Origin of the sequence: Streptomonospora arabica, from assembly GCF_039531585.1 — a bacterium.
Taxonomy (GTDB): Bacteria; Actinomycetota; Actinomycetes; order Streptosporangiales; family Streptosporangiaceae; genus Streptomonospora; species Streptomonospora halophila.
Window position 1 is genome coordinate 227,299 of the sequence record NZ_BAAAQI010000008.1, and the last position, 18,266, is coordinate 245,564.

The window sequence follows — 18,266 nt, forward strand, 5'->3', positions numbered from 1 at the left end:
CCGAGGCATGATGGCAGCCCCCGTTACTCCCGACCGAGACCCGTTGAAAGACCCTCTGTGACCAACCACGTTCCCGCCGGACCCGAGTCCGACGCCGCTTCCGGCCCCGTGACCGCGGACGAGGCGGCCGTCCACGCCGACGAGTTCGACGGCATCGCCGCCGCCGTCGAGGCGGCTCTCTTCGGCAAGACCGAGGTCGTGCGCCTGGCCCTGGTCGCGATGCTCGCCCAGGGCCACATCCTGCTGGAGGACGTGCCCGGCACCGGCAAGACCACGCTCGCCCGCGCCATCGCCTCCTGCGTCGACGGCCAATGGCGGCGGGTGCAGTTCACCCCCGACCTGCTGCCCTCCGACGTCACCGGCGTCACCGTGTTCAACCAGGGCACGCGCGAGTTCGAGTTCCACCCCGGCCCGGTCTTCGCCAACGTCGTCGTCGCCGACGAGATCAACCGCGCCTCGCCCAAGACCCAGTCGGCGCTGCTGGAGGTCATGGAGGAGGGCATGGTCACCGTCGACGGCTCCCGCTACCTGGTCCCCTCGCCGTTCCTCGTCGTGGCCACCCAGAACCCCGTCGAGATGGACGGCACCTACCGGCTGCCCGAGGCCCAGCTCGACCGGTTCCTGATCCGGCTGTCCCTGGGCTACGCCGACCACGCCGCCGAACTGGCCATCATCCGCGGCGACGGCCTCACCTCGCCCGACGACCTGGCGCCGCGCACCGACGCCGACCGGATGGCCCGCATCGCCCGGGCCGCCCGCCGCGTGCACGTCCACGACTCCGTCTACGAGTACGTGCTGCGCCTGGCGCACGCGACGCGCGGGCACCCGGCGCTGAGCGTCGGCCTGTCCACCCGCTCCACGGTGGCCATGGCCCACATCGTCCGCATCCTCGCCCTCACCTCGGGCCGCACCTTCGTCAACCCCGAGGACGTCAAGCGGCTGGCCCCGCACGTGTGGGCGCACCGCCTGGTGCTCTCGCCCGAGGCGTCGGTGGGCGGGCGCACCGGGACCGACGTGCTCGGCGAGGTCCTGGAGGAGACCCCGGCGCCCCAGCCGCGGCACTCGGGGGCGGCGGGCCGCTGATGCCGACCGGACGGGGATGGCTGGTCGCTGCCACGGGGGCGCTGCTGCTCGCCGCGGGCGTGGTCTCGGCCTACCAGGAGCTGGCGCTGCTCGGCGGGCTCGCCCTGGCCGCGGTGCTGGCCGCGGTACTGCTGGTGGGGCGCCCGCCCGCGGTGCTGACCGAGCGGTCCCTGCCCGGCCGGCGCAGCGCACCGGGCGCCGAGCTGCGGGTGCGGCTGAGCGTGCGCAACCCGGGCCGGCGCGGCGTGCAGGTCAGCGAACGGATCGCGGGCGCGGGCGGAGAGCGGGCCGTGGGGCTGCCGCCGCTGGCCCCGCATGCCACGGGCGGCTCGGGCTACCGGATCACCGCGGCGCGCCGCGGCGTCGTCGAACTGGGGCCGGTGCGGGCCGGCCGCAGCGACCCCTTCGGCCTGGCCGCGCTGCACCGCCCGTGCGGCGCAGCCGACCGGATCTGGGTGCACCCGCGCTGGGAGCGGCTGCGCGCCGTGCCGGTGGGCCGCGTCGCCGACCCCGACGGCGCCGTGGACGGCGCCCGCGCCGGCACACTGACGTTCCACACCCTGCGCGACTACGTCCCCGGCGACGACCTGCGCCACGTCCACTGGCGCAGCTCCGCGCGGCTGGACAGGCTCGTCGTGCGCGAGTTCGTCGACACCTCCCAGACGCGGGTGTGCGTCCTGGTCGACGACCGGCCCACGCCCGGCGGCGACGCCCGGCTCGACGAGGTCGCCGGCGCCGCCGCCTCGATCCTGGCCACCGGCGTCCACTCCGCCCTGCACTGCGAGCTCCGCCTGGTCAGCGGCCGCGGCCGGGAGAGCACCGCAGGGCTGGCGCCCCTGCTGGACCTGCTCGCCGAGGCGGCGCCCACCGCCGGGGCCGACCTGGGACGCGCCCTGCGCCTGGCCCGCACCCGGCCGGCCGGCGACACCGCGGTACTGGTCAGCGGTGCGCTCAGCGACGCCGACGTGCGGCTGTTCGGGCAGCTCGGCGTCCACTACGCGGGGCTGCTGGCCGCCGTCGTGGGCGCCGAGGAGCGCCCGGCCGCACCCGCCGGGGTCACCCTGATCGCCGCCGGAGACGCCGCCGGTTTCGCCGAACGCTGGAACGAGGCGCCATGGTCGCGGTGAGCGATCCGCCCCGCCGGGCCGCGGGTCCGGGGGCGGCACCTCCGCCGCGGTCCCCGCGCACACCACCGGGAACGCGGACGCTGCTCGCCGCGGCGGCGCTGGTCGTCGCGGCCTCGGCCGGCGGGATCGCGGTGGCGCCCGGCTACGCCGCCCCCGCGGCCGTCTACGCGGTCCTGCCGGCCTGCGCGCTGGCCGCGGTGGCGGCGACCCTGCTGCTGCGCGGCCGGCTGAGCGGCCCGGCGGCGCTCCTGGCCGGACTGCCCCTGCCGCTGGCCGCGGTCGCCGTCTGCGCGCACCTGCTGCCCGGCGAGGGGGCGGGGGTGCTGGGCGGGGCCGCCGAGGCGGTGCTGCACTCGGGGGCGCGCATTCTCACCAGTGCCGCGCCCACGCCGCTGAGCGTCGACACCCTGGCGCTGCCGATGCTCGCCACCTGGCTCACCGGCGCCGCCCAGGCGCTGGCCCACCGCAGCGGGCGGACCGGGCTCGCCCTGCTGCCGGGGCTGCTGCTGCTCGTGGGCGCGGTCGTGCTCAACGGGCCCGTCGCACCCCCCGGGTTCCCGGCCATCGGCATGCTGGCCGCGGCGGCGGCGCTGCTGATGGCGGTCAGCACCCCGGAGGAGGCACCCGGCGCCGCCTTCGAAGCGGACCGGGGGCCGTCCCCGGCGCTGACCGTGCGGGTGGAGCCGGGCGTGCACCGCTCCGGCTCCGCGGCGCTGCGCCGCGCCCTGGTCACCGGACTGGCCACGGTGCTCGCCGCCGCCGCGACGGTCGTCGGCGGCCCGGTGCTGCTCGCCGGCTGGGACGCCCGGCCCGGCGACCCCCGCGCGGCGCTGAGCCCTCCGGTCAGCCCGCAGGCGGCGCTCAACCCGCTCGGTTACCTGGCCGGATGGGCGGCCCATCCCGACGAGCCGCTGCTCACCGTCTCCGCGCCCGAGCCGGTCGACCTGCGCTGGGTCGCGCTCGGCGACTTCACCGGCACCACCTGGCTGCCGGAAGGCGGATACCGCGCCGCCGGGCGCGTGCTGCCCGAACCCGTGCCCCCGCCGCCGCACGCCCGGCGGGTCACCGCCGAGATAACGGTCGACCCGAACCTGCCGGGCACCTGGGTTCCGGTCGTGGGTGCGCCCCGCCGCGTCGACCTGCCCTCGCTCGGCTACGCGCCGGTGTCGGGCACCGTCGTCCGCATGGAAGGGCCGCTGGACGAGAGCACCTACCGCACCGCCGGCGACGTCGCCCGGTGGCGGCCCGCGGAGCTGGCCGAGGCCTCCACACCGGCCGGCGAGGTCTTCGACCGCTACCGCGAGCTGCCCGCCGGCGCGCCGCCGATCCTCAACGACATCGTCGGCTCCGTCGCCGCCGAGGGGTCGCCCTACGACCGCGCCCGGGCGCTGGCGCGGTATCTGCGGGAGTCCCACTCCTTCGACCCCCGCACCCCCGGCGGGCACGGCTACGCCAACGTCGCCGCGATCCTCGCCGAGCCCGGGCGGAAGGGCGGGGGAGGCACCTCCGAGCAGTTCGCCAGCGCCTTCGCGATGCTCGCGCGTGCCGCGGGCCTGCCCAGCCGCGTCGCCGTCGGCTTCGGGCCCGGAACCGACGAAGGCGGCGGCCGCTACCGCGTGCGCACGGGCGACGCGGTCGCCTGGGGCGAGGTCTACTTCGACGGCATCGGCTGGGTGCCCTTCGCCGTCACGCCCGGCGGCGAGGACAGCGAGGACACCGGCGGAGCGCCCGAGAGCGCCCCCGAACCCGAGGAGGCCGATGCCGCGCAGGACGGCGCCGACGCAAGCGAGGACGCCGATCCGCACGACGTCGCCGCGCCCCCGAGCCGCTCCTCCGGCACTTGGTGGCGGCCCGCGGGCGCGGCCGCGGCGGGCGCCTTCGCGCTCGTGCTGGCCGTGCCGGTGCTGCGGCTGGCCCGCACCCGCCGGCGCCTGGGCGGCGGGACCGCCGAGGCGCGGGTGCTGGGCGCCTGGCAGGAACTGGGCGACACCCTGCGGATGTGCCGGGCGGCGCCGCCGCCCGGCAACACCGCCACCGACACCGCCGCGCTGGCGCGCGGCCTGCTGCCCGAAGGCGCGCGGGCCCGGGCGCAGCCCGACCTGGACCGCCTGGCCGCCGCCGTCAACAGCGTCTCCTTCGGCGCATCCGCGGCCGGCGCCGGGATCGACGCCGCCGCCGCGAACCGCGTCGCCGGGGGTGCGCGCCCCCACCTGCGCGCACTGCGCGCGAGCCGCGGCCGCGGCCGGAGGCTCACCTGGTGGCTCGACCCCCGCCCCCTGTTCTGGAGGAACCGGTGACCGACCGACCGGCGCCCGGGGCCGCGCCCGGGACACTGCGCGCACCGGCACGCCGGCGCGACCAGCGAGATGGAGGACGCCGATGAGCGGCGCGGAGCACGACAGCAGCCTGGCCCCGGGCTTCCACTCCCTGGAGGTCGTGCACCGCGGCGCCGCCTCCACCGTCTACCGAGCGCTGCGCGACGGCGGCGGCGAGCCCGCCGCGCTGAAGGTCATGCGCGACGACGGCGGCGAGGCGGAGATCGAGCGGCTGCGTGACCTCGCCCGGCTCCCGGGCGTGGTCGCGGTTCTGGGCCGCGGCCGCACCTCCTCCGGTCGCGCGTTCGTGGCCATGGACTACTGCGCCGAGGGCGACTACGCCGCCAACTTGAGGAGGCGCCACCCCCTCCCGGTGGAGGAGGTGGTGCGCGCGGGGGTTGCGGCGGCGTCGGCACTGCACGCCGTCCACGAGCAGGGGCTGCTGCACCACGGTGTGGAGCCGGCGAACCTGCTGCGGTGCTCCGCAGGCGCGCTGCTGGCCGACGCGGGCGCGGTGCGGCCGATCGGGGAGCCCTTCCCGGCGCCGGGGCCCGACCCTGACGCCGTCCTGCACGCGCCGCCGGAGGCACTGCGGGGCGAGCCGGCCGTTCCGGCCTCCGACGTCTACCGGCTCGCCTCCACGCTGTGGACGCTGCTGGCCGGCTATCCGCCCTTCGGCGAAGGGCCGGAGCAGGAGCGCGTCGACCCGTTCGAGTACCGCGACAAGGCGCTCGGCGCCGCTCCGCCGCGGCTGCCGCGCGCCGACCTGCCCGGCGCCCTGCGCCCGGTGTTCGGGCGGGCGCTGGCCAAGGACCCGGAGGAGCGCTACGCCACCGCGGCCGGCTTCGCGGCCGCGCTGGCCGGCGAAGCGGCGGTGCCGGCCGCATCGGCGGGGGAGAGCGCGCGGGAGCCGGACGCGGGCGCGGTCGGCTCCGCAGCGGCGGCCGGAGCGCGGGCGGCCGCGGCGGGGGCCGGGGCCGCCGGTGCCGCGGCAGCGGACGCGGGCGCGAGCGCGGCACCGGAGACGCCCGGCTCGCGATGGGACGCCTCCGGCGAGGGCGCGCCCGGGCCGGGGGCGGACCCGGCCGGGCACGAGGCGGCCGCATCTGGCCCGGCCGCCGACGGCGGCGGAGCGGGTGCCCCCGCTCACGGCCCCGCCGGCGACGGCTCCGCGCAGTGGGCGCTTCACGAGGCCGTGGACACGCTGCGCGGCACGGGCGGATCGGCCGCCGCCGGCGGCGGTCCGGCCGTGCCCGGCGAGCGGCCCGAGGACGCCTGGGCGGGACTGGCGGGCTGGACGGGTACGCACAGCCCCCGCACCGGCCCGTCCGGACACGGCTCGGAAGCGGCTTCGCGGGGCGGCGGGGGCGGGCTCCCCTCCGCTGCGGCGCAGGAGCCCGGTCCGACGTTCGCCCCGCCTCAGGCCCCGGAGGCTCCGGCGCCGCCCCCCGCGGCTCCCGCCCAGCCCGTGCGGCGCCGCCCGCTCTACATCGCCGTGGCCGTCGTGGCCATCGGGTTCGTGGTCGTCGCCGTCGGCGCCGTGGCGATCCTGCGCCCCGGCCTGGGCGGCGACCTCATGGAGCAGGCCGGCGCCGGTGAAGGCCCCTCGTCCGCCCCGGAGGAGGGGCCGGGCGCCTCCGGCGGCCCCAGCGGCCCGCCGGCGCCGGCAGCGGGCACGAACCCGGCGGCGGCCCCCACCGGTGTGACGCTGGACGACAGCGGCGACGCGGTGGTCGTGGCGTGGACCGACAACAGCGGGGGAGACGCCTCGCACCACGTCATCGGCGGACCGGTGGGCACGACGCCGGCCAACCTCGCCGACGCCGGGCCCGGCGAGACGGAGGCCACCGTGAGCGGCCTGAACACGAGCCGGGAGTACTGCTTCACGGTCGTGGCCGTGCTGAGCGTGGACGAGATCGCCCGTTCCGACGAGGTCTGCACCGAGCGCGGAACGGGCTAGCCGTGCACGCCCGCGAGCTAGCAACCCCGGCCGACGGGAGTGCGGCCGCCGATCCCGGCAGGGGGCCGGTGATAGTTGTACCGGTCCAGAAGGCCCGGGTCGGCGGCCTGGCGGTCCTCGCCGCAGGAGTAGGGCCGCGCATAGGCCCACTCCCGGAGCAGAGTGCGGTGGAACCGCTCGACCTCGCCGTTGGTCTGGGGCCGCTAGGGACGGGCCTCAGCGCGGATGGATTCCCAGTTCGCTGCAGGCGGGCTTCCAGGCGGCCTTGGAATAGGCCCAGGCGTTATCGGTCAGCACCCGCTGCACCGGCACGCCGTGGCCGGTGAACCAGGCGATGGCCCGGCGCAGGAACCCGGCACAGGTGGTTCTTGGTGGGGGCGGCGGGGGGTTACGGTGGCACATGAGGGCCTCCTGAGTATCGGTGCGGACGTCACATCCACACCGGGATCAGAAGCCCCTCTTCTTGTTCAACCGCTGCCGCAGGCGACGTGCCGGGACATCACAGCTCGATCGTCGATGGGAGCTGTCGGGCGCCCGGGATCAAGGGTCATGGGCGATCAGGGCCGCTGACCGGGGCGCCGGCTGTGCTGTCCCGACGCGCCGGATGATCGGCGCACGCCCCGAGGGGCCGAACACGGCGAGTGCGTTGTGGTCCCGCGCGGACGGCGGCGGAGGCGCCGCGCGGCGGGCGAACCCGCGCCCGCCGCCTCACTCGACGATGACGACCTCCAGGGTGCGCGGGCCGTGCACGCCCTCGACGCGGTCGAGTTCGATGTCGCTGGTCGCCGAAGGACCGCTGATCCAGGTGAGCGGGCGCTCCGGCGCGAGGCGCGGCAGGGCCTGGGGGACCCCGGCGACGATCCGGTCCAGCTCGACCACGCACAGGTGGTAGTCGGGGATCAGTGTGAGCGCCCGCCGGCCCTGGGCCTCGCCCGCGTCCAGGACGATCGTGCCGGTCTCGGCGATCGCCGCCGCGCACCCGGTGACCACGCCGTCCATCCGGTCCAGCCCGGCCACGTCCAGGGCGCTGTCGCGCACGATCTCCGCCCCGACCCGGGCAAACCAGTCCGCCGGGGCGTCGTCGGGGGCCGCGACGCGCCGGGCGCCCCGCCTCGACAGGGCGTCGGCGAGGGTGCCGGCCAGCCCTTCGGCGGTGGTGCGGTGCACCGCGGCCTTGTAGTCCTCCAACCGGTCGACCAGCAGCGCCGTGGTATCGCCCTGGCCGTGGGAGGGGGTGTAGTCGCGGGGCACCACGACGTCCTGCGGCCCTTCGCCGCGGGGGACGTCGGCCAGGGCCGCGCGCACGCGCCCCAGCACCCGTTCGCGGGAGCCGCTCATTGCCGACCGCCTTCCTGCCCGCCGCGCTCCCCGCCCGCGCCGCCGTCCGCGTCCTCCGCCGCGCCCTCGCGCCGCCACCAGGAGCGGAACGACTCCGCGGGGATGTCGGGGATGTCGCGTGTGTCGGTCCAGGCCGCCGCGGGCCCGGGCATGCGCCGGGGCGCCAGCGAGCGCACGGCCGAGGTCGCGCGCTGGACGGCGCCCAGCCGGCGCTCGCCGCCCAGCACCCATCCGGCAGCGCCCATGGCGGCCTTCTCGGCGCGGTGCCCGGCCGAGGAGGCGACCTCCTCGCGCAGGTGCACCAGCACCTCGGGGATGTCGATGGCCACCGGGCAGACCTCGTAGCACGCGCCGCACAGCGACGACGCGTAGGGCAGAGACGCCTCGGGCTCCGAGGCGGTGCCGCGCAGCTGCGGGGTGAGGATCGCGCCGATCGGGCCGGGATAGACCGAGCCGTAGGCGTGCCCGCCGGCGCGCTCGTAGACCGGGCAGATGTTCAGGCACGCCGAGCAGCGGATGCAGCGCAGCGCCTGGCGGCCCACCTCGTCGGCGAGGACGTCGCTGCGGCCGTTGTCCAGCAGCACCAGGTGGAACTCCTGAGGGCCGTCGCCCGGCGTCACGCCGCTCCAAGTGGAGGTGTAGGGGTTCATCCGCTCGCCGGTGGAGGAGCGCGGCAGCAGCTGCAGGAACACCTCCAGGTCCGACCACGTGGGCACGATCTTCTCGATGCCCACCACCGAGATCAGCGTCTCCGGCAGGGTCAGGCACATCCGCCCGTTGCCCTCCGACTCCAGCACCACCATCGTCCCGGTGTCGGCCACGGCGAAGTTCGCGCCCGAGATCGCCACCTTGGTGCGCAGGAACCGCTCACGCAGGTGGACGCGGGCGGCCTCGGCGAGCGCGCGCGGGTCGTCGCTGAGCGCCTCCGGCGCGGGCACGCCCCAGGCCGCCATGCGGTCGCGGAAGATCTCGCGGATCTCGGCGCGGTTGCGGTGGATGGCCGGCACCAGGATGTGGGAGGGCAGGTCGTCGCTGAGCTGCACGATCAGCTCGGCCAGGTCGGTCTCGTAGGCGGTGATCCCGGCCTGGGCCAGCGCTTCGTTCAGCTCGATCTCCTGGGTGGCCATCGACTTGACCTTGACGACGTCGCTCTCGCCGGTGGCGCGCACCAGGCCGGTGACGATCTCGTTGGCCTCGTCGGCGTCGGCGGCCCAGTGCACCCGGCCGCCGGCCGCGGTCACGGCCTCATCCAGCTGCTCCAGGTAGCCGTCGAGGTGGCGCAGCGTGCGGTCCTTTATCGCCTTGCCCGCCGCGCGCAGGTCCGACCAGTCGTCGAGCTCGCCGACCACGCCCGCGCGCTTGTCCCGGATGGTGCGGGTGGCCTTGCGCAGGTTGTGGCGCAGCTGGGAGTCGCCGGTGGCGCTCTTCGCGGCCTCGGGGAAGGTCGGCATGCCCATGAACGTCGCGTGCCCGGCGGCGCGGCCCGCCGGGGAGCGGTCGCCGCCGGTGCGGCGGCCGGTCCGGTGCTCGGGGCTCATATCCGTGCCGGCTCCTGTTCGGTCGAGGCGAGGATCTCGGCGAGGTGGGCGGTCCGCACTCCGGCGCGCTGGCGCTGCAGGGTGCCGCCGATGTGCATCAGGCAGGAGTTGTCGACCGCGCACAGCACCTCGGCGCCGGTGGCGGCGACGTTGCGGGCCTTGTCGCCGCCCATCGCGGCGGAGACGTCGGCGTTCTTCATCGCGAACGTGCCTCCGAAGCCGCAGCACTCCGCGGAGCCCTCCAACTCGCGCAGGTCGATGCCGCGGACGTTGCTCAGCAGCCGGTAGGGGCGGTCGCCCAGCTTGAGCAGCCGCAGCCCGTGGCATGTGGGGTGGTAGGTGACCGTGTGCGGGAAGTAGGCGCCCACGTCGGTCACCCCGAGGACGTCGACGAGCAGTTCGGACAGATCGTAGACGCGCGGCGCCAGTTCGGACACGGCGCGGTCGAGGCGGCTGCCGGGCTCGCCCAGCCGGGGGTAGTTGTCGCGGACCATGGCGGCGCAGGACCCCGAGGGGGCGAGTACGGCGTCGGCGTCGGCGAAGGTCTCGACGAAGCGCACCGCCAGCTTCTGCGCCTCGCGGCGGTAGCCGGTGTTGTAGTGCATCTGGCCGCAGCAGGTCTGCGACTCGGGAAACACCACCTCGTGGCCGAGCCGGCGCAGCAGGCGCACGACAGCCTGCCCCGTCCTGGGGTACAGGGTGTCGTTCACGCAGGTGATGAACAACGCGATCCGCATGCGCTCCCTCGATCTCCGGCCCGGCCGCCGCTGCGCGGGCGCGCCCGGACCCGCCCCGCCACCAGGACGGGTCCGCCGCACCGGCGCGGCAATGCGGCGGGCCTGCCGGACGCCGTTCCGCCTGCGGCCGGGCCGTGGCCAGTGGTCCGATTTCCACTCGACGGCAGTGGTGGTCTTTCTTCGCATACCAACCGAAACGGCGGCGCAGTCCGGCCAGGAGCGCGTCGCTCCGTACGATTGGTCCGACCACTTCTACGCCGCGTCCGACTCGGATGTCAAGATTGGGGTGCGCCGCGGGCACCCGCCCGGCGGCGATGCGCCCCGGCCGCCGGGGCGCGCACCCACGACCCACGAAAGGCAGGCACCGGTGAGCACGCCCGACCACGCCGCCGACGCCGGCGCCGACACGGCCCCGGCCGAGCGCCTGCCGGTGACCCAGCGGGCCATCGAGCACATCAAGGGGATGATCGCCGCCGGACTGCTGCGCCCGGGCGACCGCCTGCCCACCGAGCGCGACCTGTCGGCCGAGCTCGGCGTCTCGCGCAGCTCCATGCGCGAGGCGATCCGCGCCCTGACTACCCTCGGCGTGCTGGAGGTGCGCCACGGCGCCGGGGTCTACGTCACGCGGCTGCGCCCCGGCGACCTGCTGGAGACGTTCTCCGTGCTCGCCGAGATCTCCCAGGGCGAGACCCTGGTCGAGGTGCTGCAGGTACGCCGGATGCTGGAGCCGGCCGCCACCGCCCTGGCCGCGGCACGCGCCGACGACGTGCAGCTGCGCCGGCTGTCGGCGATCCTGGACCGGATCGGCACCGGCGAGAGCGAGGGCGAGACCGTCGCCGCCGACCTCCACTTCCACCAGGCCATCGTGGAGATCACCGGCAACGCGACGCTGGTGGCGGTCAACGACGGGCTCTCCTCGCGCACCTTCAACGCGCGCGTGTGGCACGGCCACCGCGAGGCCGGGCTGACCGCCCGGCTGCGCGAGGACCACGAACGCATCTATCAGGCGCTGCGCGACCGCGACCCCGACGCCGCCCGCGCCGCGGCCACCACGCACATCCTGGAGGTCGAACGCTGGCTCCGCGGTCGGCTCGCTCCCGGCGAGGGCTGAGCCGACCGGCCATGGAAGGGGCCGCCCGTGGCGGGCGGCCGCAGGTCGCGGCGGGTTCCGTGCGAGTCGCGGAGTGCTGGGCGGGCGCGGTGCGGGGTGCTTGCTCGGGGCGCGGGCGCCGTGGGCGTCTGGTGTGGGTCGCGGGGTGTTGATTGTCGATGCCGGTGGGTTCGTCGCCGCTGTTGGTCGGGGGTGCGGGGGCGGTCCGGCATGGCCGGGTGCACGGGCGATCTGCCCGGGGGCGAGGGTGTCTTCACCGGGGTCCGCGCCGGCCATGGGGGCCAGGTGCCGCCTGTGCGAGGGGCGCCGCCGGAAGGCGGAGCCGTCCTTCTTCCTCGCTCGGGCGGGTCCCGCCCGCGGCGGGGCGGCCGGGGGCGCGCCATCCACACGCACGCCGCGCCTCCAGGACACCCCGCCGCCCGCCCGCGCCGCTACTGCGCGGCGCGCGCGAGCGGTGGGCGGGCGCGGGACCCGCCTGCCGGCCGGAGCCCGGCACTCGGCGGGCGGTGCGCCTCCGCTATGCGCCGCCCTGCGGCTCCAGCGCCCGTTCCAGCGCGTCGCGGACGGTGTCGCGCAGCAGGACCGCCTTGTAGCCGGTCTGGGGGAGCGGAGAGCACAGGGCGGGCACCGGCGCCACGGCGGCGGCCGCCGCGTCGGGACCCGACGCTCCGACGAGGGCCCGCTCCACCTCCGGCAGGCGCAGCGGAGTCCGCGCCACCGCTCCCGCGGCGACCGCCGCCTCCGTGACGGCACCGCCGGTGCGCACGACCCGCACCACCGCCTCCACCAGCGGCCACTCCGCGCGCGATCGGGAGGTCGCGCGCCGGTAGGCGGCGCTCTCGCCCGCAGCGGGAACCGGCAGCGCCACCCCGGTGACCAGCGCGCCGGCCTCCAGCACGTGGTCGCGGGTGGAGTCGGACCCGTCGTAGAGGTCGCCCACCGGCCGCGGTCCGGCACCCTCCACCTCCACGTCGGCGCCGTAGGCCAGCAGCGCCACCGCCAGCGACGACGGGTGCGGGGCCACGCAGGCCGCGCCCTGGTCGACCGCGGTGCCGTGCAGGTGGTCGCCCGCGCGGGCCGGGCAGGAGTCGCCGCCCTTCTGCAGGCAGTCGAACGCCGCACTGCGGTAGTAGGGGCACCGGTTGCGCTGCAGCAGGTTGCCGCCCAGTGTCGCCACCGCCCGGATCTGCGGGGTGGCCAGGGCGCCGGCGGTGGCCGTCAGTGCGGGGTAGGCCGAGCGCAGCCGGGCGTCGGCGGCGATCTCGGCGACGGTGGTCGTGGAGCCGATGCGCGCCGACCCGTCGGCCCGCCACTCCACGCCGCGCAGTTCCCGCACCCGGTGCAGGTCGGTGAAGGGGGCGGCGGCCAGCCCCTCGCTCAGCCGCGCCATGACGTCGGTGCCTCCGGCCCGTGCCTCGGCTGCGGAATCCCGCAGCGCCGCGGCGGCCGCGGCAACGTCCCCTGGTGTGCTCATTTCGCGCCGATCCCTTCGAGCAGTCGGTCGGGCCGGATAGGCAGGTCGTGCGGGCGCCAGCCGGTGGCGTCGAAGACGGCGTTGCCCACCGCCGCGGCGACGCCGATGGTCGACACCTCGCCGATGCCCACGCCCCCGCCGGTCACGTGGTCCCAGCCCTTCTCGTGGAAGTGGACGGTGATCTCGGGTGTGTCGCCGATCCCGGGTATGCGGTAGTCCTCCAGGTTGGCCGTCAGGACGGCCCCGGTGAGCGGGTCGTCGCGGCGCTGCTCATAGAGCGCGTAGCCGATGCCCTGCACCACGCCGCCCTCGCACTGGTTGCGCGCGGGCCGCTCGGCGTACATCCGCCCCGCCGAGATCCCCGCCCAGCAGCGGGTGGGCCGCACGGTGCCCAGCAGTGTGTCGACCTCCACCTCCATCACGTGCACCGCGCCGGTGAACCCGCGGCCCACGGTGCCGCCGTCCGAAAGGGAGAACGGGGTCACGTAGCCGCGCCGGTCGCGGCGGCGGCCGCCGCGCACCCGCACCCCCTCGAGCGCGGCCAGCGCCGCGGCGTCCAGACCGCCCGGCCCGCCCGGGGCGCCCTCCGCCCGGCGGCTCGCCTCCTCGCGCAGCTTCACCGCGGCGTCGCGCGCCGCCGGCCCCAGCGACGCCGTGGTGCGGCTGCCGGTGGACGCGGGCGCGTAGGCCAGGTCGCTGCTGCCGGTGCGCACCGCGACGCGTTCGGCCGGCAGGCCCAGCTCGCCGCGCACGACGTCGGCGACCACCGAGCGGGCGCCGGTGCCGATGTCCTGCACCCCGGTCTCGGCGACCACCGTGCCGTCCTCGACCACGAGGTCCACCGCGGTGGACCGGTCCAGCAGGTAGAGCCAGTTGGCCGCGGCCATGCCCACACCGCGCCGGAACCGGCCCGATGCGGCGCCTTTGGAGCGCTCGCGCCACACAGGCAGCGCGGCCGCCCAGTCGTAGAGCGCGTGCCTCTTGCGGTTGCCGTCCCACCGGCGCCGCAGCGCGATGGGGTCCTCGCCGAGCCGGTGGGCGGCGTCGTCGACCGACTGCTCCAGCGCCCAGAGCAGCTGCGCGCCGTTGGGCCCGCGGAACGGCGCGCCCGGCGGGCGGTGGGTGACTACGTCGAAGTCGCGCAGCCGCCGCGGCGCGTGCCCGTAGACCAGCCGGCCCATGACCGCGACGGTGCCGCCGATGGAGGCGCCGCCGTCGGAGTACGCGTCCATGGTCAGCGCGGCCAGGTCGCCGCCGGGGCCGGCGAGCAGGTTCACCTCGATGCGCGCGCCGGGCCGGTGGCCGGCGTCGGTCAGCTCCGCGGCGCGGTCGAAGACCAGCCGCACCGGAGCACCGGTGGACCGGGCCAGTTCCGCGGCGGCGATGTTCTCCACCCGCAGGCCCGCCTTCGCGCCGAATCCGCCGCCGACGTGCTCGGCCGTGACGTGGACGCGCTCGCGCGGCAGGTCCCAGTGCTTGGCGGCGGCCTCGGCCAGCGCCATCACCGACTGGGTCGAGGCGTGCAGGTGCAGTCCGCCGGAGTCGTCCCAGCGCGCCACGCAGGCGTGCGGCTCCAGCGGCGTGTGCACCTGGGCCGGAGTCTGGAACGCGCCGGTGACCAGGCGGGGATCGCCGCGCCGGGCCGCGTCGCCGATGCGCTTGACGGCGGTGGCGCCGCGCCACCCCAGGCTGAAGGGGCCGCGGACGTTGCCCCGCCAGCGGGCCGGCGGCACGCCGCCCTCGGCGTGGGTGAGGGCGGCGCCGCGCTCGGCGCGCGTGGGGTAAACCACCGGCGCCTCGGGCCGGTGGGTCGTCGCGGGGTCCACCGCGGCCGGCAGGTCGCGGTAGTCGACACGGACCTGCTCGGCGGCGGCCCGCGCCTTGGCCGCGGTGGGCGCGGCGACCGCCAGCAGCGGCTGGCCGACGTAGCGGACCGTGCGGTCGGCGCCGAGGAGGTCCACCTGCGGTGCTCCGCCCGCGTCGACGCTTTGGACCTGGGCGTGCGCCCGGGTCGAGCGCACGATCACCGCCTCCCAGCAGCCCTCGGGACGCACGTCGGTGGTGTAGCGGGCGCGCCCGGACACCTTCTCGGCGGCCTCGGCGCGCGGCGGGGCCGACGCGGCGGCGTCGTCGTGCTCCCCGGCGCAGGCGGCGGCGACGGCGGCGTAGATGCCCGGGTAGGCGCCGCAGCGGCACAGGTGCCCGGCCAGTGCGTCGGCGATCTCGTCGCGTGTGGGTGCGGTGTCGCCGTGCTCGGCGCGGTGCCGGTCGACGAAGGCGGCGGCCTCCACGACGAAGCCGGGCGTGCAGTATCCGCACTGCATGGCGTCGTGGGCGGCGAAGGCGCGCTGAACGGGGTGCTCCGCGCCGTCGCCGACCCCCTCGACGGTGGTGACCGCGCGGCCTTCCAGGGCGGTCGCCGGCAGGAGGCAGGAGGCGGCGGGTGTGCCGTCGAGGAGTAGCGTGCAGGATCCGCAGACCCCGGCGTTGCACGCCGTCTTGGTTCCGGTCAGGCCGAGTCCGTCGCGGACGAACTCGGCGGCGGTGGTTGCGGGGTCGGCGCCGATCTGCGTCGGCGTCCCGTTGACTGTGGTGCCCACGCGGTGCTCCCAAGAGGTGGCCGGAGGCGGTGTTGACAACGTCAACGTAGGCGGCGGTGTTGACGTTGTCAACCTCCGTGGCCTAATGTCACGGCATGTCCGCAGCTCAGCAGAGGAGGCCGGCCGGCGCGGCCGACCCCGCAGTCGCGGGTGCTGCGGGCGACACCCGTGAGCGTCTGATCGGAGCCGCGTCCGAGCTGCTGGCCGACGGCGGCCCCGACGCCGTGACCATGCGCCGGGTCGGCGAGCTGGCGGGCGTCTCGCGCGCGGCGCCCTACCGCCACTTCGACGACAAGCACGACCTGCTGCGCGCCGTCGCGCTGCGCAGCCTGGGGGAGGTGCGCGCGGCCGTCGTCTCCGCGCTGCCCACGGCGCAGACCCCGGTGGAGGAGGTGCCCGCTGCACTGCGCCGCGCCTTCTCCGCCTACCTGCAGAGCGGCGTCGACCACCCCGAGCACTACCGGCTGATGTTCGGCGAGCACCTGTCCCACGTCGACGGCGCCGACGTGCACGAGGCCGCCGAGGAACTGCTGCAGGCGAGCGTCGACTCCCTCGGCGAAGGCCAGCGCGCCGGCGTCGTCCGGTCCGGCGATCCGCGCGCCATGGCCATCCTGTCCCTGTCGGCCCTGCACGGCCTGGTCACCCTGGCCGGCTCCGGCCACCTGGCGCGCAAGGGCCTGCAGACCGAGGAGGGCGGCGAGCTCGCCGCCCTCGTGGCCGACCTGGTCGCCGGCCTCGTCAGGCGGGAGGAGCCCGGAGGACCGCCGCACCTGGGCGCCTGCGGCGGGAGCCCGGCGAAGGGCGCCTAGACTGGCCGGATGGACGGTTACCTGTGGGCTTTCGCGGCCGCCGCCGTCGTCTTGGCCGGCATCGGTCTCGGTCTGTACCGGGAGTCGCAGCGCCGTGCCGAGCGGCGGAGCTCCCCGGGCGCTCCGCTGAGCAGGCCGCTGCCCGCCGACGTGCTCGACCGGGTGCAAGAGCGCGTCGACGCGGGCAAGCCCGTGCTCGCCATCAAGGAGCTGCGCGAGGCGACCGGCTACGACCTGCGCTCGGCCAAGGCCGTGGTCGACGCGCTGAGCGAGGGGCGCAGCGTGCCCACCCTCGGCGAGTCCGCCGGCGACTGAGCCGCGGCCTTCAACCGTCGGCCCGCTGCCGGAGGTCTTCGCGGTCCGCGCCGACCTCCTGCTGGTCCTTGCGGCGGCGCCGGCCGCCGTCTCCGGGCTGCCCCGGTTGCTGCGGCGGTACCTGCGGGCCGACCTGAGCCGCGCGTCGTGGTCGGCCCCGGGCCGGACCCCGCCGGAGCCGGCGGAGCCGAAGCCGGTGCCGCCCGAGGACGTGGAGACCGCCCGCGAGCTGATCGCCGAGGGCAGGACCATCCCGGCCATCACGGAGATCCGGCGGGCGACCGGTTGCGGGCTGCAGCCGGCCACGGACATCGTCGAGGCGATCCGGGCCGGGCGGCCGGTTCCGGCCTTCGGGCGGCGGGCACCGCAGGGGCCGCCGCCGGGGCCGGTCCGGCGCGTGCGCGGGCTGCGGTGGGAGGGGCGCACCGGCGAGGCCCTCGGCCCGGTCGCCGAGCAGGCCGGGAGAGCGAGGGCGAGGCCGCGCGCTTCGTCGCGTCGCCGGGTTGAGCGTGTAGTGGACGTCGACACCGGCGTTTTCGCACCCGCGCTTCTCGCCGCCGCCGGGGCCGCGCTGGTCGGCGCGGTGAAGGGCTCCCGCCGCCGTCGCGGCCGCGTACCCCCGGCGCCGCCGCACCCGCTGCCCGCCCCCGCGGTGGAGCGGGCCCGGGCGGTCCTCGCCCGGGGCAGGAGGCCAGGCGATCACGGAGCTGCGCGGGGCCACCGGCCACGCCCTGCGCACCGCCACGGAGGTCGCCACGCCATCGGCGCCGGGCCCGGCGGCGCCCACCCTCCCCGAGCCTTCCGAACCGGGGCCGGCCGGCGCCGGACCGGCCGCGCGTGTGCGCAACCTGCGCGACCGGCGGCGCACGGCCGAAGCGGTCAGCCCGGTCGCCGAGCAGGCCGGGTTGAGCGGAGCCGGGGCCGCGCGCTTCGTCCAGTCCCTGGACTGACCCCCGCCTTCGCCCGGCGCCCCGCGCCCGCCGGCCGCGGCCCGTGCGCCCGGGCCGCGGCCGGCGCCGCGCTCACTCCTGCCCGCGCCACACCGACAGCCCCGCGAACGACTGCGATACCGGCATCAGCTCGACGGTGTTGACATTGACGTGGGCCGGCTGGGCCACCACCCAGTGGACGGTCTCGGCCACGTCCTCGGGCATCAGCGGCCGGGTGCCCTCATAGACGGCCTGCGCGCGCTCGCGGTCGCCGTCGAAGCGCACCTCGGAGAACTCCGTGCCGCCGACGAGCCCCGGCTCGACGTCGGTCACCCGCACGCCGGTGCCGTGCAGGTCGGCCCGCAGGTTCAGGCTGAACTGGCGCACGAACGCCTTGGTGGCGCCGTAGACGTTGCCGCCCGGGTAGGGGTGGTTGGCCGCCGTCGAGGAGATGTTGACGACATGGCCGCGCCCGCGCTCGACCATGCCCGGCAGCAGAGCGCGCGTGCAGTACATGACGCCGTTGCAGTTGGTGTCGACCATCTGCTCCCAGTCGTCCAGGTCGGCCTCGGCCGCCCCCGTCAGGCCCTTCGCCAGCCCGGCGTTGTTGACCAGCACGTCCACCTCGGCGAACTCGGCGGGCAGCCCCTCGATCGCCGCGGTCACCGCCGACCGGTCGCGCACGTCCAGCTCCACCGGGTGCACGTGGGGCGCCAACTCCTCGGCCAGCCCGGCCAGCCGCTCTCCGCGGCGCGCCGCCGCCACCACGCGCACGCCCGACCCCGCGAAGCGGCGCGCGATCTCCGCGCCGAACCCGGTGCTGGCCCCCGTAACGAATGCAGTAGAGATCTTCATGGCCCCGAGACTAACCAGCCCGCGCCGCCGCTCTGCGGGCCCGCCGCCCCGGCCCGGCGGCGGCCGCCGGGAACG

The 18,266-nt window shown here is 76.9% G+C and carries 14 protein-coding genes and 1 pseudogene; 7 read left to right on the plus strand and 8 right to left on the minus strand.

Going from position 1 to position 18,266, the window contains the following annotated elements; all coding sequences use genetic code 11:
- Positions 1 to 108 precede the first annotated feature (108 nt).
- The 4 genes from ABD284_RS15595 (at position 109) to ABD284_RS15610 (ending at position 6,485) form a co-directional block, all read left to right on the plus strand.
- Positions 109 to 1,083, plus strand: coding sequence for an AAA family ATPase (locus tag ABD284_RS15595; protein ID WP_386699670.1), 975 nt, complete (start codon positions 109 to 111; stop codon positions 1,081 to 1,083).
- Positions 1,083 to 2,210: a DUF58 domain-containing protein gene (locus tag ABD284_RS15600; protein WP_344143891.1), complete on the plus strand. Its 1,128-nt coding sequence runs from the start codon at positions 1,083 to 1,085 to the stop codon at positions 2,208 to 2,210. The genes ABD284_RS15595 and ABD284_RS15600 overlap by 1 nt, the downstream gene beginning before the upstream one ends.
- Complete coding sequence (locus ABD284_RS15605; protein WP_344143894.1) at positions 2,198 to 4,507, plus strand: transglutaminase-like domain-containing protein; 2,310 nt, start codon at positions 2,198 to 2,200, stop codon at positions 4,505 to 4,507. The genes ABD284_RS15600 and ABD284_RS15605 overlap by 13 nt, the downstream gene beginning before the upstream one ends.
- An 82-nt stretch (positions 4,508 to 4,589) precedes the next feature.
- On the plus strand, positions 4,590 to 6,485 hold the full coding sequence (locus ABD284_RS15610) for a serine/threonine-protein kinase (protein WP_344143896.1): 1,896 nt from the start codon (positions 4,590 to 4,592) through the stop codon (positions 6,483 to 6,485).
- A 17-nt stretch (positions 6,486 to 6,502) separates the two neighbouring features.
- Here the strand turns inward: ABD284_RS15610 and ABD284_RS25805 are convergent.
- The 5 genes and pseudogenes from ABD284_RS25805 to ABD284_RS15630 all read right to left on the minus strand — a co-directional run.
- Positions 6,503 to 6,676: pseudogene (locus ABD284_RS25805) on the minus strand (integrase core domain-containing protein); the annotation flags it as partial.
- A 25-nt stretch (positions 6,677 to 6,701) separates the two neighbouring features.
- A complete protein-coding gene (locus ABD284_RS15615) occupies positions 6,702 to 6,887 on the minus strand; it encodes a hypothetical protein (protein ID WP_344143900.1) in 186 nt (61 codons plus the stop codon).
- A gap of 306 nt (positions 6,888 to 7,193) precedes the next feature.
- Positions 7,194 to 7,823, minus strand: a complete 630-nt coding sequence (locus ABD284_RS15620) for a LutC/YkgG family protein (protein ID WP_344143902.1) — start codon at positions 7,821 to 7,823, stop codon at positions 7,194 to 7,196.
- Positions 7,820 to 9,274, minus strand: coding sequence for a lactate utilization protein B (locus ABD284_RS15625; RefSeq protein ID WP_344143965.1), 1,455 nt, complete (start codon positions 9,272 to 9,274; stop codon positions 7,820 to 7,822). The genes ABD284_RS15620 and ABD284_RS15625 overlap by 4 nt, the downstream gene beginning before the upstream one ends.
- Before the next feature lie 83 nt (positions 9,275 to 9,357).
- Positions 9,358 to 10,098: a (Fe-S)-binding protein gene (locus tag ABD284_RS15630; protein ID WP_344143904.1), complete on the minus strand. Its 741-nt coding sequence runs from the start codon at positions 10,096 to 10,098 to the stop codon at positions 9,358 to 9,360.
- A 367-nt stretch (positions 10,099 to 10,465) separates the two neighbouring features.
- On the opposite strand from ABD284_RS15630, the gene ABD284_RS15635 reads away from it, so the two are divergent.
- Positions 10,466 to 11,209 carry a FadR/GntR family transcriptional regulator gene (locus ABD284_RS15635; RefSeq protein ID WP_344143907.1) on the plus strand — a complete coding sequence of 248 codons (744 nt, stop codon included), beginning with the start codon at positions 10,466 to 10,468 and terminating at the stop codon, positions 11,207 to 11,209.
- 517 nt (positions 11,210 to 11,726) lie between these two features.
- On the opposite strand, the gene ABD284_RS15640 is transcribed toward ABD284_RS15635, so the two are convergent.
- A complete protein-coding gene (locus ABD284_RS15640) occupies positions 11,727 to 12,683 on the minus strand; it encodes an FAD binding domain-containing protein (protein ID WP_344143910.1) in 957 nt (318 codons plus the stop codon).
- Positions 12,680 to 15,283 (minus strand): molybdopterin-dependent oxidoreductase, encoded by a 2,604-nt coding sequence (locus ABD284_RS15645; protein WP_344143912.1) that lies wholly within the window; start codon positions 15,281 to 15,283, stop codon positions 12,680 to 12,682. The genes ABD284_RS15640 and ABD284_RS15645 overlap by 4 nt, the downstream gene beginning before the upstream one ends.
- Positions 15,284 to 15,378: 95 nt before the next feature.
- Here ABD284_RS15645 and ABD284_RS15650 point away from each other — a divergent pair, with 95 nt between their 5' ends.
- Positions 15,379 to 16,092 (plus strand): TetR/AcrR family transcriptional regulator, encoded by a 714-nt coding sequence (locus ABD284_RS15650; RefSeq protein ID WP_344143914.1) that lies wholly within the window; start codon positions 15,379 to 15,381, stop codon positions 16,090 to 16,092.
- A 9-nt stretch (positions 16,093 to 16,101) separates the two neighbouring features.
- On the plus strand, positions 16,102 to 16,407 hold the full coding sequence (locus ABD284_RS15655) for a hypothetical protein (protein ID WP_344143916.1): 306 nt from the start codon (positions 16,102 to 16,104) through the stop codon (positions 16,405 to 16,407).
- Between the two features lie 1,022 nt (positions 16,408 to 17,429).
- Here the strand turns inward: ABD284_RS15655 and ABD284_RS15660 are convergent.
- Entirely contained in the window at positions 17,430 to 18,191 is a 762-nt protein-coding gene (locus ABD284_RS15660; protein WP_344143918.1) for an SDR family oxidoreductase, read from the minus strand.
- Between the last annotated feature and the right edge of the window lie 75 nt (positions 18,192 to 18,266).

What these genes read in the sequence shown, in the direction of transcription:
- ABD284_RS15610 (WP_344143896.1), top strand. Translation starts at nt 4,590, where the DNA reads ATGAGCGGCGCGGAGCACGACAGCAGCCTGGCCCCGGGCTTCCACTCC.
- ABD284_RS15625 (WP_344143965.1), bottom strand. Translation starts at nt 9,274, where the DNA reads ATGCCGACCTTCCCCGAGGCCGCGAAGAGCGCCACCGGCGACTCCCAG.
- ABD284_RS15620 (WP_344143902.1), bottom strand. Translation starts at nt 7,823, where the DNA reads ATGAGCGGCTCCCGCGAACGGGTGCTGGGGCGCGTGCGCGCGGCCCTG.
- ABD284_RS15600 (WP_344143891.1), top strand. Translation starts at nt 1,083, where the DNA reads ATGCCGACCGGACGGGGATGGCTGGTCGCTGCCACGGGGGCGCTGCTG.
- ABD284_RS15630 (WP_344143904.1), bottom strand. Translation starts at nt 10,098, where the DNA reads ATGCGGATCGCGTTGTTCATCACCTGCGTGAACGACACCCTGTACCCC.
- ABD284_RS15640 (WP_344143910.1), bottom strand. Translation starts at nt 12,683, where the DNA reads ATGAGCACACCAGGGGACGTTGCCGCGGCCGCCGCGGCGCTGCGGGAT.
- ABD284_RS15660 (WP_344143918.1), bottom strand. Translation starts at nt 18,191, where the DNA reads ATGAAGATCTCTACTGCATTCGTTACGGGGGCCAGCACCGGGTTCGGC.
- ABD284_RS15605 (WP_344143894.1), top strand. Translation starts at nt 2,198, where the DNA reads ATGGTCGCGGTGAGCGATCCGCCCCGCCGGGCCGCGGGTCCGGGGGCG.
- ABD284_RS15655 (WP_344143916.1), top strand. Translation starts at nt 16,102, where the DNA reads ATGGACGGTTACCTGTGGGCTTTCGCGGCCGCCGCCGTCGTCTTGGCC.
- ABD284_RS15615 (WP_344143900.1), bottom strand. Translation starts at nt 6,887, where the DNA reads ATGTGCCACCGTAACCCCCCGCCGCCCCCACCAAGAACCACCTGTGCC.
- ABD284_RS15650 (WP_344143914.1), top strand. Translation starts at nt 15,379, where the DNA reads ATGTCCGCAGCTCAGCAGAGGAGGCCGGCCGGCGCGGCCGACCCCGCA.